This is a genomic window from Pantoea sp. JV6, assembly GCF_025910055.1.
In the GTDB taxonomy this organism is placed as follows: Bacteria; Pseudomonadota; Gammaproteobacteria; order Enterobacterales; family Enterobacteriaceae; genus Pantoea; species Pantoea agglomerans.
The window spans coordinates 413230-427642 of the sequence record NZ_JAPCIM010000012.1; the positions used below are offsets into that span (position 1 = coordinate 413230).

Genomic DNA, 14413 nt, shown 5'->3' on the forward strand with positions numbered 1-14413 from the left:
AAAAAAGGGGAGGCGCAGACAGTGCGCCTCCCCCGCTACTCCCTCAGGCTTAACGGCGGTTGCCGAAAATCCGCAGCAGCATCAGGAACAGGTTGATGAAGTCGAGATACAGCGTCAGTGCGCCCATAATCGAGTAGCGACGCAGGTTTTCCGTATCGCGGGCATCGATCTGCTCACCGATATTTTTCAGCTTCTGCGTGTCATAGGCCGTTAACCCCACAAACACCACCACCCCGATGTAGGTAATCGCCCACATCAGCGCCGGGCTTTTCAGCCAGAAGTTCACCAGCGACGCCAGCACGATGCCAATCAGCGCCATAAACAGCAGGCTGCCAAAACGGCTGAGATCGCGTTTGGTGGTATAGCCGTAGAAGCTCATCGCGCCAAACATCCCCGCCGTGATAAAGAAGGTGCTGGCGATCGAAGAGTTGGTGTAAACCAGGAAAATACTCGCCATGGTCAGGCCGGTCAGCGCCGAATAGAGCATAAACAGCCCGGTTGCCACGGCGCCGCTCAGGCGATGCACCATGCCTGACAGGAAGAAGACCAGCCCCAGCTGCACGATAATCAGTCCGAAGAAGGTGATGCGGTTAGCAAACACCAGCTCCATGATCGCTGGCGTGCGCGCAGCGTACCAGGAGACAAACGCCGTCAGTAACAGACCGCAGGTCATCCAGCCATAAACCTGCGCCATATAGGCTTGTAAACCGCGAGATGCGGATTGAACGATGGAATCATTTCGTGGATATCGGTCCATGATGCACCTCTTGTTAAACGGATTAGGACCGGCCCCACACAGGGAACCGGATGAATAACCTGGTCTGGCAGGCATACGTTGTTTCTGTTTCAGCCCGTTGGGCCAGCGACAGCGCGACACAACCGCCACGGGCTCATACGGCCTTATGAGGATGCGCACAGTTCAGGGCCAGAATAACAATAAAAGTCGCCCGGAACTGGCTCTAAGTGTGGCACAGCTCAGCTCAACTGCGCCACAACATGCCGCTTAACGTCGCGACAGGCACTGCTGATAACGGCTGTCGACACGCTGCGCAAACCACGCCGTGGTGAGATTACGGGTAATTTTCGGGCTTTCCAGCTTGATGCCCGGCAGCATTTCACGCGGTAACTTTCTGCCCGCCATTTTATCCGCCAGGGTAAAGACCTGTTTCCAGAGTTCGCTGTCGCTGAACGACGCTTTCTCCCCTTTCTCCAGATCGCGGCGAATGTCGCTGTTGCTCATATCGATCTGCTTCGACAGCGTGCGCACCGCCAGTTCGGTGCCGCCCGCCGCATCTGATCCATAAAGAATCAGATCGCCATCCAGCGCCAGCTTCATGCCGGTGGCGCGCGACACCGCCGCCTGGAAGGCCGCATTGCGGCTGGCATACCAGCCCGCATTGTAGTCGGCAAAGCGGTAGAGCGGCTGGCTGTAGTCAGCCGGATAGCCGAGCAGGTGCATCGTCCCGAAGTAGATCCCGCCGTGGCGGGTAAAGACTTCACGCCGGATGGTGCCATCAATCGGCCACGGGTAGCCTTTGGCATGCGCTTCGGCAAACGCAATGCTGACCTGCATCGGCCCGCCGGTGTGGATTGGATTGAGATTGCCGAACAGCGTCTGGCCCATCGGCACCATATCGATCAGGTCATCGAAAATAGCGCTCAGCTCTTTCTCACTGCGCACTTTGTCCAGCCGGGCGGCGTAGCTTTCACCGGTGGGCGATTTGATCTGCAGCGCGGTACGCACCAGGAATGCCGGGACGTGCACCTGCGCCGCACGGCGGTTGATCTCGCCCCAGGCGATTTTTGGCAGACCCGGCACGGCGGCCTCGGCGCTGAAGTTGCTCTCCTGATCCGCCACGGCGATCACCGCGCAGAGGTTGCTGGCGCTGGGATCGATCTGCTGAGTGCGGAAGGTGGTGTAGATATCGTCGCTCCATGCCGCTTTATTGCTGACGTGCGAGGGCAACAGCCGCTGGATCTGCGCTTTGACATCTTCAGGCTGCCGCACCGGCGCCTCAGGGGTTTTCTTGCTGCTACAACCTGCCAGCACCAGTGCGGCGACCAGTGTCAGACGTTGCAGAATCGGGGTGGATGACATGCCTGTCCTCAGAATGAACCAAAGCTCTACTCTACCATTGCCAGAGTTTCACAGGCAGGCGAGAACTGAACTAAGGTTATCTTTTTTACCGTTAAAGGAACTTACGATGTTTAAACTCTGGCCAGTTGCGGCGTTCAGCCTGTTATTAACCGGCTGCGGCGCCAATAATACGCCTGCCCAGGTAAAATCTCCGGGTGCCCCCACCTCCTCCTCGCTTAAGGTGCTGGAGACCGGCGCCAGCGTGATGCAGTCACGTCCGCCCATCGACGCCATCAACACCTATCTCGACGGATTCCATTTTTATAACGGCGATAAGAACGGTCAGATGGAGGCGCACCACTATGTCACCGTACTGAACGACGATGTGATGCAGGCGGTGATTTACGACGGCAATACGCGCGATGCACGGCTGATGGGCGTGGAGTACATTATCAGCAAACGGCTGTTTAACACCCTGCCGCCCGAAGAGAAGAAGCTCTGGCACAGCCATCAGTATGAGGTGAAATCGGGCACGCTGATTGCACCAGGCTTACCGGAAGCCGCCGACCACGCCCTGATGAAGCGCATTGTGAACACCTACGGGAAAACCTGGCACACCTGGCATACCGATCGCGACAAAACGCTGCCGATCGGCATTCCGGCGCTGATGATGGGCTTTACGGAGGATGGTCAGATGGACTCGCGACTGCTGGCGGACCGCGATCGTCGTTTTGACGTCGACAGCAAAAAAATCCGCGCCCAGCGTGCGGATATCGTGGCGCATCCTGCCGCGGCAGGTGCCAATGCCTGGCAACAGGGCCAGGTCATTCAGCTGAAGCGCACCGCCGGCGGCGGCGAACACAGCCACGGTCAGACCGGTTTTGGCGCGGCTGAGCAGCTAAAGCAGCCTTAATCCCGCGCTGAGCGTCGTGATGCCTGGTGATGCGGGCAGCGGCGTGTCTACGGTTAACGGCTCAGCGGGCGCAGACACCTTTGCCCACTGAGCCGTTAATGCAGCTTAGTCCCAGCGCTGAGCCGCCTGATGGTCGCTGTCGCGGGCATCCACCCAGCGATCGCCCTGCTCTGTCGCTTCTCGCTTCCAGAACGGCGCGCGGGTTTTCAGGTAATCCATGATGAACTCTGCAGCGGAAAAGGCGCTGCCACGATGGGCGCTGGTCACGCCCACCAGCACGATTTCATCGCCGGGAAACAGTTCGCCCACGCGATGGATCACCGTGACGCGCTGCAGCGGCCAGCGTTCGCGCGCCGCATCAACAATCTCCTGCAGCGCTTTTTCGGTCATGCCGGGATAGTGCTCCAGCGTCAGTGCCGCGACGTCGTTGCCCAGATTGTGGTTACGGACTTTGCCGGTAAAGGTCACGACCGCCCCGTCCTCATCACAGGCCGCCAGCCAGCGATACGCTTCGGCCATATCAAAGGGCGCGGGGCCGACGCGAATCTGCGTTTCCATCTTAGCCTCCGGTCACGGGCGGGAAGAAGGCCACTTCATCACCGGCGTGCAGCGGATGACTCATCGGCACCAGCGTCTGATTCACCGCCGCCAGCAGCTTGCCTGACTCGAGCGCCAGCGCCCAGCGGTCATCGCGCTCTGCCAGCGCACTGCACAGCGCGGCCACATCCGGATAATCAGCACCGACCTCAAGCGATGAGGTGCCGGTCAGCTCACGGACCTGGGCGAAAAACAGCACCTTAATCATGCGCGACCGCCTGGAAATCGCCGCTTTTGCCACCGCTCTTGCTGATTAAGCGCAGCTGATCGATAACGATATCTTTCTGTACCGCTTTGCACATGTCGTAGATAGTCAGCGCGGCAACCGATGCGGCCGTCAGCGCTTCCATCTCCACGCCGGTTTTGCCGGTCAGGCGACAGAGCGTGGTGATGCGGACCCGGTTATGGTCCGGTTCCGCCTCCAGGTTCACTTCCACTTTGCTCAGCATCAGCGGATGACAGAGCGGAATCAGTTCCCAGGTGCGTTTCGCCGCCTGAATGCCGGCGATGCGCGCGGTGGCAAAGACATCCCCTTTGTGGTGACTGCCTTCGATAATCATCTGCAGCGTTTCCGGCTGCATCAGCACCAGCACTTCTGCCCGCGCTTCGCGCACGGTTTCCGCCTTGGCGGAGACATCCACCATGTGCGCTTCGCCCGCGGCGTTAATGTGTGTGAGTTGAGACATACTTACCGTTTCTTGAGATATGAGACAAAATTACAGGGCGCGGTGCGCGCATCAAGCTGATCAGCGATAATGCGTTCCCAGGCGGTGCGGCAGGCGCTGGTGGAACCCGGCACGGCCAGGATCAGCGTCTGATTAGCCAGACCGGCAATCGCGCGCGACTGCAATGTCGAACCGCCAATCTCTTCATAGGAGATCATCCGGAACAGTTCGCCAAATCCACTAATCTCGCGGTCGAACAGCGGCAGCAGCGCTTCCGGCGTGCTGTTTTTCAGGTTAAAGCCGGTTCCGCCATTAATAATCACGACCTGAACATCTTCACTGGCGATCCAGCGCGATACGGTGGCGCGAATACGATAGAGATTATCCGGCACGATGGCGTGATCGACCACCTCATGCCCCGCTTCGGCTGCGGCTTCGCGCAGATAGTCGCCGGAGGTATCGTCACTGGCATCGCGACGATCTGACACGGTCATCACCGCAATCTGCACTGCCTGAAATTCGCTGGCTGGTTTACCCATACTGCCTCCTGAAATTAGCCGCCAATGTAAGAGAGATTCTGTGTGATGCCGGTGTTGCCCTGATGCAGAAAGTGCGTCTGCTTTTTCTGCCCCAGACTGCTGGCAATACGCGCCTGCAGTTCGGCCTGCTGGTCGTCTGACGCCAGCAGATCGCGCAGCGGCACACCGCCGTCACCAAACAGGCATAGATGCAGATTACCGTGCGCCGAAACGCGCAGACGGTTGCAGCTGGCACAGAAATCTTTGGCATAAGGCATGATCAGACCAATCTCGCCGACATAATCGGGATGGTAAAAGACCTGCGCCGGGCCGTCGCTGCGTCCGCTCTCCCGACGCTGCCAGCCCTGGGCGATCAGCTGATCGCGGATGACCATGCCGGAAACGTGCTGATCGCGGAACAGCGTGCCGCCGTCGCCGGTCTCCATCAGTTCGATAAAGCGCAGCTGAATCGGACGGGTGCGGATCCAGTCGAGGAACGTAGCCAGATTACGGCTGTTGAGATCGCGCATCAGCACGCTGTTGACTTTGACCTGGCGAAAACCGGCGTCGAGGGCAGCATCAATACCGCTCATGACCTGATGGAATTTATCCTGACCGGTAATGGCGTGAAACTGACGGGCATCCAGGCTGTCGACGCTGACGTTGAGTGCGGTTAACCCCGCGTCACGCCACTGTTTCACGTCACGTGCCAGCCGGTAGCCATTGGTGGTTACCGCGATCTGGCGAATGGAGGCGTTTTCGCGCACCGCCGCAATGATGTCGGTGAAATCACGGCGCAGCGACGGCTCACCGCCGGTCAGCCGCACTTTTTCCGTTCCGGCAGCGGCAAAGGCCCGCGTGACGCGGCGGATTTCATCCAGCGAGAGAAAGCTTTTGTTACGAATTCCCTGCGGCTTGTAGCCGTCAGGAAGACAGTAGGTACAGCGGAAATTACAGACATCCGTGACCGACAGGCGCAGGTAATAGAACTTACGCGCGTATGCATCAGTAAATTGTGACACCAGAACACCTTTCCAGATTGGGAGATGCAGTCATTTCTTCCTGCACCCTGGCAGCTCGATGGCTACGGCCTGAACCCCCTATCCGCAGACGTAGGCATTCAGGCTTGAGTGTACGCTGACCCGTTGATCAGCGCGGTAAGCATGATGGTAGCGTGATTTTCGTCACTCTTCCATTTGCTGTTTTCGCTATATATTCTTATACATATCGAATTTTCACCGCATTTTCGCGACAGGATACGTTAAAATGCGATCCAGATTTTGACGTAAGTCATCCGCGCGGGCTTAGCGATTAGAGCCTCGCCACGCGAACGGATATTAAGGAGAAGTATGAATCGCACACTGGCCGATCTTGATCGCGTTGTGGCACTGGGAGGCGGACACGGTTTAGGCCGCGTCATGTCTGCCCTTTCCCCGCTGGGCTCGCGTCTCACCGGCATCGTCACCACCACCGACAACGGCGGATCGACCGGCCGTATTCGTCGCTCAGAAGGCGGCATCGCCTGGGGCGATATGCGTAACTGCCTTAACCAGCTGATTGCAGAACCCAGCGTCGCCTCGGCGATGTTTGAGTACCGTTTTGCCGGTAACGGCGAACTGGCCGGACACAACCTGGGTAATCTGATGCTGCGGGCGCTGGATCATCTCAGCGTTCGTCCGCTGGAAGCGATCAACATCATCCGTAACCTGCTGAAGGTCGACGCCTTTTTAATCCCGATGTCAGAGCAGCCGGTGGATCTGGTGGCGATGGATGTTGAAGGCAACATGGTTTATGGCGAAACCGCAATTGACGAGATGAAGCAGCCGCCGCAGGAGCTGATGCTGCATCCCAACGTCCAGCCAACGCGGGAAGCGCTGCAGGCGATTGGTGAAGCGGATCTGATCCTGATTGGACCCGGCAGCTTTTACACCAGCCTGATGCCGATTCTGCTGATGGAAGAGATGGCACAGGCCTTGCGTCGCACACCTGCCACGATGGTGTTTATCGGCAATCTGGGCCGCGAGCTGAGTCCTGCCGCCGCCAGTCTCTCAGTGGCTGACAAGCTGCAGATGATGGAGCGTTATATCGGCAAGCGGGTGATTGATGCGCTGGTCGTCAGCCCGGCGGTGGACACCCGTGGCATTGAAAACCGGCTGATTGTCCGTGAACCGCTGGAGGCCGCCGATATCCAATATCGTCACGACCGCCAGCTGTTACGGGTGGCGCTGGAACACGCCATTCAGGGCTTTAACGGCGCTACGAGGCCGCAATAAACAGCGTTCGCAGTTCATGCAGCTGATCGCGCACGTTGGCCGCCTGTTCAAACTCCAGGTTCTGCGCATGCTGCTGCATCTGCCCTTCCAGCTCGTGGATTTTCTTCTGCAGAGCCTGCGGCGTTAACAGCTGGAAATCGGCCAGCGCCTGGGCTTCGCCAGGACGGGCGGGTTTCGCTTTGCCGCGGGTTTTCACCACGTTTTTGCCCAGTTCCAGAATATCGGTGATCTTCTTATTCAGGCCCTGCGGCACGATGCCATTCTCTTCGTTGTGCAACTGCTGTTTCTCACGGCGGCGCTCGGTCTCTTCAATGGCGCGCGCCATCGACGGCGTGATTTTATCGCCGTAGAGAATCGCCTTACCGTTGATGTTACGCGCCGCACGGCCAATGGTCTGAATCAGCGAGCGTTCGGAGCGCAGGAAGCCCTCTTTATCCGCATCGAGAATCGCCACCAGCGACACTTCCGGCATATCCAGCCCCTCACGCAGTAAGTTGATGCCCACCAGCACATCAAACTCGCCCAGACGTAAGTCGCGGATAATCTCCATACGCTCTACCGTGTCGATATCGGAGTGCAGATAACGCACCTTCTCACCATGCTCAGACAGATATTCGGTGAGATCTTCCGCCATGCGTTTGGTCAGCACCGTCACCAGTACACGTTCGTTGATCGCCACGCGCTGACGGATTTCTGACAGCAGATCGTCGACCTGGGTACCGACCGGACGCACTTCGATAATCGGGTCCAGCAGACCGGTAGGACGCACCACCTGATCGATCACTTCGTCGCCCGACTTTTCCAGCTCATATTTGCCCGGCGTCGCCGAAACATAGATGGTCTGCGGGGCCAGCGCCTCAAACTCTTCAAACTTCATCGGACGGTTATCCAGCGCCGACGGCAGGCGGAAGCCATACTCCACCAGCGTCTCTTTACGCGCCCGGTCGCCTTTATACATGCCGCCAATCTGCGGAATGGTCACGTGCGACTCATCCACCACCAGCAGGCCATCGGCGGGCAGATAGTCAAACAGCGTCGGCGGCGCTTCGCCCGGTCCGCGTGCGGAGAGGTAGCGTGAGTAGTTCTCGATGCCGGAGCAGTAGCCCAGCTCGCTCATCATCTCCAGGTCAAACTGGGTACGCTGGGTAATGCGCTGCTCTTCCAGCAGCTTATTGTTCTCCAGCAGCACCCGGCGGCGGTCCGCCAGCTCGACTTTGATATCTTCCATCGCCTGCAGAATACGCTCACGCGGCGTGACGTAGTGCGTCTTGGGGTAGATGGTAAAGCGCGGCACGACCGAATCGATCTGGCCGGTCAGCGGGTCAAACAGCGACAGACGCTCAACCTCTTCGTCAAACAGCTCGACGCGCAGCGCAATATCGTCCGACTCCGCCGGGAAGATATCGATCACTTCGCCGCGCACCCGGAAGGTGCCGCGCTGGAACGCCTGGTCGTTGCGGGTGTACTGCAGCTCTGACAGACGGCGCAGAATACTGCGCTGATCGATAATCATGCCGCGGGTCAGGTGCAGCATCATTTTCAGATAGAGATCGGGATCGCCCAGACCGTAGATAGCCGAAACCGATGCCACCACAATGACATCGCGCCGTTCCAGCAGCGCCTTGGTGGCCGACAGACGCATCTGTTCGATATGTTCGTTCACCGACGCATCCTTTTCGATAAAGGTGTCGGAGCTCGGCACATAGGCTTCAGGCTGGTAGTAGTCGTAGTAAGAGACGAAAAACTCGACGGCGTTATCCGGGAAAAACTCTTTCATCTCGCCATAGAGCTGGGCGGCCAGCGTCTTGTTGGGCGCCAGCACCATGGTCGGACGGTTGAGGTCGGCAATCACGTTGGCGACGGTAAACGTTTTACCAGAGCCGGTTACGCCTAATAAGGTCTGATGGGCCAGTCCATCCTCCAGCCCCTCTTCCAGGCGACGTATCGCCTCAGGCTGGTCGCCCGAAGGTTTAAAGGCGGAGTTCAATTTAAAGGCTTTGCTCATGAATGCAGTTCCTGCTGGAGAAGTCGGCGGGCAGGCACTCATTTTACTCTGCTATGGTGATTTTGCCAGAAAATAATACTGGATATAAAAACAGTATTGATGCAATGTTAACGCCAGCAGGATGGCACCTGCTGTCCCTGCAGGCTGGCAGCGTTATCGCTCAGCATGTTGCGCAATGTTATCCCCAGGAAGGGATCTGATTTAACATTTGTCAATAGAGTGTCACAAAATTACAGTACGGTTACCTGACAGATAATTCTCAGGCTTGTTTTTTGATAAACAACTGATTTTACTGACATAAGGCTATGAGGCCAGATTCTCGTCATTATGTTACCAGGCCGCGTATTTCCTCGCTTCCAACTGGTTTTCATTACCTAATGCACAAGGTTATCCACAGGAATGGTGGATAAGTGATGGCAGCCCCGACGCCATCTGCTGTGTATAATTTTTCCCTGCCTTCTCACTACCGTGAAAATAATTTTTTTTGCGTTAAATTTCGCGTCGCCTGCTGACGGATTATTCTGCAATTTTAATCTGTCACCGGGTGTCGTACGCAAATTTGCACGCCTCATACTAAGATTCTTAATCGGACTTCCTGCCACGTTACAGTACGTCTGCACCAGAAACAGCGCTCCAGGGCACTGCAAAAGTGCAGGCGCGTGGTCACCGTGGGGAATTGATAAGTTTTTCTCACCTTTCATCCCTGATACGTGGCGCTGCAGCAGGAAACAGGGCCGTTTTTAGATCTGGCCTGGGAATTGCAGGAGTCAGTAGCGTCACCGCGCGGAACGCGCACTGTGCTGCAATGGCGAGGCTGCCGTTGCTGATGACTTGTTTGCCAGACGACAGAGCGCGGAAGCAATCAGGCTAACGATCGGGAAGGAGAGTGTCAGATGCTGAGTTTACGTTCGGTAAATCAATTTTACGGTCAAAACCATATTCTGTGGGATGTGGACCTGGATCTGTCGCCTGGCACCTGCACCGGCATTCTGGGCCGTCCTGGCATGGGTAAAACCACGCTGGTGAACTGCATCATGGGCAGATTGCCAATTAACAGCGGCTCTATCTCCTGGAAAGAGGATGGCTCGCCGCCGGAAGATCTGCTGCTGCAACCGGCTGAACAGCGGGCGCAGATGGGGATTGGCTATGTGCCGCAGGGCCGCCATATTTTTACCCAGATGAGCGTGGAAGATAATCTGCTGATTGCCCTGCTGGCGGGTGCCAGCCAGCGCGACCGCCATCGCGCCATTCCCGAAATGGTGTTCGACCTCTTCCCGGCGCTCTACTCTCTGCGCCAGCAGCGCAGCGGCGATCTGCCGATCGATCAGCAGCAACAGCTGGCCCTGGCGCGCGCGCTGGTGCTGCAGCCCAAACTACTGATTCTGGATGAGCCGACCGACGGGATGTCGCCGTGGCTGGAAGAGGAGATGGGCAATCTGATCCGTCGGCTTAACCTCGACTACGGGCTGACCATCCTGCTGCTGGAGCAGCGCCTGTCGCTGATCCGTCGCGTAGCGGACTATTTCCTGCTGCTGCACCGCGGCCGCAATGTGGCGCAGGGCAGCATGGAACAGCTCGATGACCACACCGTCGATAAATGGCTGACGGTGGCCTGACACTCAGCGCCTGCCCCACCGGGCGTAAGTGTTGCAGGCAGGCTGGAGACGGAGCGCGCAGAACCACCGGAGCGTGTACACAGCGCGCGAAAATGGTGAGCACTGCCCGGATTCAGCACGACAAATAAAATAGCCAGGCCAGGCGGTTACTCGGGCAGCGTCAGGTAGTGACCACAGGACGCCTGCTGCGCCGCATCGGTGAGAAACGGGATGGTGCCCAGACAGGGCGCAGGTAACCTATTTTTCAGGCTGGTGAGATACTCCTGATAGCGTTTACCCGGTGGTTCGACGGTGTTGGCGATCCAGCCCACCAGCGGCAGGCCGCTTGCCCGCACCGCGTCAGCGGTGAGCATGGCGTGATTGATGCAGCCGAGCTTAATCCCCACCACCAGAATCACGGGCAGCTTTTCGCTGACCACCCAGTCCGCATAAGTGTGCGTCTCCGACAATGGGGTGTACCAGCCGCCCGCGCCCTCTACCAGAATCCAGTCAGCCAGCGGTTGCAGCGCCGCCAGACCCGCCGACAGCGCCTGATGGGTAATCGGCCTGCCCTCTTCGGCGCTGACGATGTGCGGCGATGTCGGCTCGAGAAACGCCAGCGGATTGACCTGCTGATAGGTTAACGGCACGCTGCTGTAACGCTGCAGCGCCAGCGCATCGCTGTTACGGATGCCCTCTGGCGTCATCTCACAGCCAGAGGCAACCGGCTTATAGCCCGCACAGCGATAGCCCGCTGCGGCTGCCGCCTGCAGCAGCCCGCCGCTGGCCACGGTTTTACCGACCTCGGTGTCGGTGCCAGTGATAAACAGGCGTTTCATGATGCACTTACTCCATAGATTAAATGGTAACTCAGGCGATAGCCGTGCCGATCGCGCGGCCAGTGCGCCTCTAACTGGTTGAGCCGTTGTCGGGTTAATACCTGCCCGTCACGCCCCTGGTGCAGATGGGTCGCACCAATCCCCTTCAGTGAGCGCATGGCGCTGAGCGCATCGGGAAAATGCAGGGTCACTACCTCTGAGGTACAGCGCAGCTGCTCTGCGTGGCAGGCCGCCGCAATCTGTGGCTCGCTGAGAAAGCGATTAGCGTGAGGCAGCGCATCCAGATGGGACCAGGCTTCATGAACCTCCTGCAGCGAACCGTCGCCCAGAGTGGAAAACAGCAGCGTGCCATCGGGCCGCAGCACCCGCCGGAACTGGCTCAGCGCGCCGGGCAGATCCTCGCTCCACTGCACCGCCAGGTTGCTCCACACCAGATCAATCGTGTTATCCGCCAGCGGCAGCGCGTCGATATCACCGGCCAGATAGTGCTGCGCCGCGTCATTGTCCCGCGCCTGTTGCAGCATCTGCGGAGAGAGATCCAGTGCCGTTACCTGTTTGCCACGTTCGCGCCACAGCCTGCTGTACCAGCCGGTGCCGCAACCGGCATCCAGCAGTTGCAGACCACTCTGTGCGGGCGCCTGTGCCAGCAGGGCATCGCCGCTGAGGCGTTGCAGCGCCGCATGGGCATCGTAATGGCTGGCCGCCCGGCCAAAGGCGCGTGCCACCGCCTGCTTGTCAACCCGCAGCGTCATGCAGCGCCTCCAGTAACCGGTCAATATCCTCAGGATGATGAGCCGCGGTCAGGGTGATGCGCAGCCGGGCCGTCCCCGGCGGCACGGTCGGTGGCCGGATCGCGCTGACCCAGCAGCCCGCCTCAGCCAGCCGCTGGGAGAGCGCCATCGCATCGCCATTTTCGCCCACCAGCAGCGGCTGAATCGCGCTGCCGGAGTCCATCAGTTGCCACGGCAGCGAGGCCGCACCGCGCCGGAAATGCCCGATGTTCTGCTGCAGTTGCTGCCGCAGGGCATCGCCCTGCTGAACTTCACGCAGCGCCGCCTGCAGCGCGCTAGCCTGCGCCGCGGGCATCGCGGTGGAGTAGATCAGATGTCGGCTGAACTGCAGAAAATAGTCGGCGATGGCCGCGTCGCACAGCAGCGCGGCACCGCTGACGCCAAAGGCTTTGCCAAAGGTGACCACCAGCAGTTCCGGTTTAACGCCCTGCTGCCAGCAGCTGCCGCGCCCCTGCTCACCCACCACGCCGATGCCGTGCGCATCATCCACCAGCAGCCAGCCCTCTGCCTGGCGCGTCTGTTGCGCCAGGGCGGCCAGCGGCGCACTGTCGCCATCCATGCTGAAAATACCTTCCGTCACCACCAGCGTTTCGCCCTCGCAGGGAGAGGCGAGCCGGGCTGCCAGGCTCTCCGGCGCGTTGTGATGGAAACGTCGTAGCTGTGCCGGACTATGGCTGGCGGCGTCGAGCAGCGAGGCGTGGCTGAGTTTATCGGCCAGGATGCGATCGTTTTTCTCGCCCAGCAGATGAATAACTGCCTGATTGGCCGCAAAGCCAGAGATAAACAGCAGCGCACGGTCGTAGCCGAGCCAGTCGGCCAGCTGCGCCTCAAGATCGGCGTGCTGACGGTGATAACCGGTGACATGCCCTGAAGCACCGGCACCTGCGCCCGCCTGCGCCGCGCCCTGTTGCCAGCCCGCAATCACCGCCGGATGCTGGGTTAAGCCGAGATAATCATTGCTGGAAAAGTGGAGATAGCTGCGGCCGCCGCTGTGCAGCGTGCGGGTCGATTGCTGATCGATCACCCGTCGCTGCCGCCAGCCATCGGCCGCCCGGCGCTGCGTCAGCGCCTGACGGATACGTTGCTGCCAGCCCATTACAGCGCCGCGTTGTAGAACTGTTCAGTGTCGGCATGGAATAGCTGCTCGCTGAGTTGCTGCTCCTGCTGCTGATCGCCGTGCTGAGTGTGAGTATGCTCCGGGTTAAGACCCAGTTTGCGGAACAGCACGCGGTCTTTGTCCTCTTCCGGATTCGGCGTGGTCAGCAGTTTGCAGCCGTAGAAAATCGAGTTCGCCCCGGCCATAAAGCACATCGCCTGGGTCTGCTCACTCATCTGCTCACGGCCCGCTGAGAGGCGCACATGCGAGGTCGGCATCATGATGCGCGCCACCGCGATGGTGCGGATAAAATCGAACGGTTCCACATCATCGTTATCCGCCAATGGCGTGCCTTTGACCTTCACCAGCATATTGATCGGTACACTCTCCGGCGGCGTTGGCAGGTTGGCTAACTGCACCAGCAGACCGGCGCGGTCGTTAACGGTTTCGCCCAGGCCGACAATGCCACCCGAACAGACTTTAATGCCGGCGTCGCGCACTTTGCCCAGCGTATCCAGACGTTCCTGATAGCTGCGGGTGGTGATGATGGAGCCGTAGAATTCCGGTGAGGTGTCGAGGTTATGGTTGTAGAAATCGAGACCCGCGCCCGCCAGTCGCTGCGCCTGGTGCTCGCTGAGCGTGCCCAGCGTCATGCAGGTTTCCATTCCCATCGCCTTCACGCCTTCAACCATCTTCTCCAGATAGGGCATATCGCGCTCGTGCGGGTTTTTCCACGCGGCACCCATGCAGAAGCGGGTTGAACCAGCGGCTTTGGCCTGACGCGCTGAGGTCAGCACCTCTTCCACTTCCATCAGACGCTCCGACTCCAGGCCGGTCTTGTAGCGCGCGCTCTGCGGGCAGTATTTACAATCTTCCGGACAGGCACCGGTTTTAATCGACAGCAGGGTACTGACCTGCACCTGGCGCGGATCGAAGTGCTGCCGATGCACCTGCTGCGCTTTAAACATCAGTTCAAGAAAAGGTTGATCAAACAGCGCTTGCGCCTGTGCAATTGTCCAGCGTTGAGCCATTACTTACTCCAAA

At 58.9% G+C, this 14413-nt stretch carries 15 protein-coding genes and 1 riboswitch; of the genes, 3 read left to right on the forward strand and 12 right to left on the reverse strand.

Annotated features, from left to right (window positions below):
* Nucleotides 1-49: 49 nt before the first annotated feature.
* Nucleotides 50-757 carry a Bax inhibitor-1 family protein gene (locus OK412_RS12195; RefSeq protein WP_010260256.1) on the reverse strand — a complete coding sequence of 236 codons (708 nt, stop codon included), beginning with the start codon at nt 755-757 and terminating at the stop codon, nt 50-52.
* Between the two features lie 246 nt (nt 758-1003).
* Nucleotides 1004-2098: a DUF1615 domain-containing protein gene (locus tag OK412_RS12200; protein WP_010669679.1), complete on the reverse strand. Its 1095-nt coding sequence runs from the start codon at nt 2096-2098 to the stop codon at nt 1004-1006.
* A 106-nt stretch (nt 2099-2204) separates the two neighbouring features.
* Between OK412_RS12200 and OK412_RS12205 the strand changes: the two genes are divergently transcribed.
* Complete coding sequence (locus OK412_RS12205) at nt 2205-2990, forward strand: OBAP family protein (protein WP_264353211.1); 786 nt, start codon at nt 2205-2207, stop codon at nt 2988-2990.
* Nucleotides 2991-3095: 105 nt separating this feature from the next.
* Here OK412_RS12205 and moaE read toward each other — a convergent pair whose 3' ends face one another.
* The 5 genes from moaE to moaA form a co-directional block, all read right to left on the reverse strand.
* Nucleotides 3096-3548 (reverse strand): molybdopterin synthase catalytic subunit MoaE, encoded by a 453-nt coding sequence (gene moaE / locus OK412_RS12210; protein ID WP_010260246.1) that lies wholly within the window; start codon nt 3546-3548, stop codon nt 3096-3098.
* A 1-nt stretch (nt 3549) separates the two neighbouring features.
* Entirely contained in the window at nt 3550-3795 is a 246-nt protein-coding gene (moaD, locus tag OK412_RS12215) for a molybdopterin synthase sulfur carrier subunit (protein WP_264353212.1), read from the reverse strand.
* On the reverse strand, nt 3788-4273 hold the full coding sequence (gene moaC / locus OK412_RS12220; protein ID WP_050680592.1) for a cyclic pyranopterin monophosphate synthase MoaC: 486 nt from the start codon (nt 4271-4273) through the stop codon (nt 3788-3790). Before moaC ends, moaD begins: the two co-directional genes overlap by 8 nt.
* Nucleotides 4274-4275: 2 nt before the next feature.
* Nucleotides 4276-4791 carry a molybdenum cofactor biosynthesis protein B gene (moaB, locus tag OK412_RS12225; protein WP_264353213.1) on the reverse strand — a complete coding sequence of 172 codons (516 nt, stop codon included), beginning with the start codon at nt 4789-4791 and terminating at the stop codon, nt 4276-4278.
* A 14-nt stretch (nt 4792-4805) separates the two neighbouring features.
* A complete protein-coding gene (gene moaA / locus OK412_RS12230; RefSeq protein WP_022626014.1) occupies nt 4806-5792 on the reverse strand; it encodes a GTP 3',8-cyclase MoaA in 987 nt (328 codons plus the stop codon).
* Nucleotides 5782-5915: riboswitch (molybdenum cofactor riboswitch) on the reverse strand. (Overlaps the previous gene by 11 nt.)
* A 204-nt stretch (nt 5916-6119) precedes the next feature.
* Here moaA and OK412_RS12235 point away from each other — a divergent pair.
* The gene (locus OK412_RS12235; RefSeq protein WP_010669674.1) at nt 6120-7043 is read left to right on the forward strand and encodes a gluconeogenesis factor YvcK family protein; all 924 of its coding nucleotides are present in this window, start codon (nt 6120-6122) and stop codon (nt 7041-7043) included.
* Here the strand turns inward: OK412_RS12235 and uvrB are convergent.
* Nucleotides 7027-9048: an excinuclease ABC subunit UvrB gene (uvrB, locus tag OK412_RS12240; protein WP_010260230.1), complete on the reverse strand. Its 2022-nt coding sequence runs from the start codon at nt 9046-9048 to the stop codon at nt 7027-7029. The two genes, OK412_RS12235 and uvrB, sit on opposite strands and share 17 nt — an antisense overlap.
* 893 nt (nt 9049-9941) lie before the next feature.
* Here uvrB and OK412_RS12245 point away from each other — a divergent pair.
* Nucleotides 9942-10664, forward strand: coding sequence for an ABC transporter ATP-binding protein (locus tag OK412_RS12245; protein WP_010260222.1), 723 nt, complete (start codon nt 9942-9944; stop codon nt 10662-10664).
* Nucleotides 10665-10810: 146 nt separating this feature from the next.
* Here the strand turns inward: OK412_RS12245 and bioD are convergent, their stop codons facing one another.
* From bioD to bioB, 4 genes are read right to left on the reverse strand one after another with little or no spacing between them, the layout of a single operon-like run.
* Nucleotides 10811-11482, reverse strand: a complete 672-nt coding sequence (gene bioD, locus OK412_RS12250) for a dethiobiotin synthase (protein WP_264353214.1) — start codon at nt 11480-11482, stop codon at nt 10811-10813.
* Nucleotides 11479-12234 carry a malonyl-ACP O-methyltransferase BioC gene (gene bioC, locus OK412_RS12255; protein ID WP_033771181.1) on the reverse strand — a complete coding sequence of 252 codons (756 nt, stop codon included), beginning with the start codon at nt 12232-12234 and terminating at the stop codon, nt 11479-11481. Before bioC ends, bioD begins: the two co-directional genes overlap by 4 nt.
* Nucleotides 12218-13369 (reverse strand): 8-amino-7-oxononanoate synthase, encoded by a 1152-nt coding sequence (gene bioF / locus OK412_RS12260; RefSeq protein WP_264353215.1) that lies wholly within the window; start codon nt 13367-13369, stop codon nt 12218-12220. Before bioF ends, bioC begins: the two co-directional genes overlap by 17 nt.
* Nucleotides 13369-14400, reverse strand: a complete 1032-nt coding sequence (gene bioB, locus OK412_RS12265; protein WP_010260213.1) for a biotin synthase BioB — start codon at nt 14398-14400, stop codon at nt 13369-13371. The genes bioF and bioB overlap by 1 nt, the downstream gene beginning before the upstream one ends.
* Nucleotides 14401-14413: the final 13 nt, after the last annotated feature.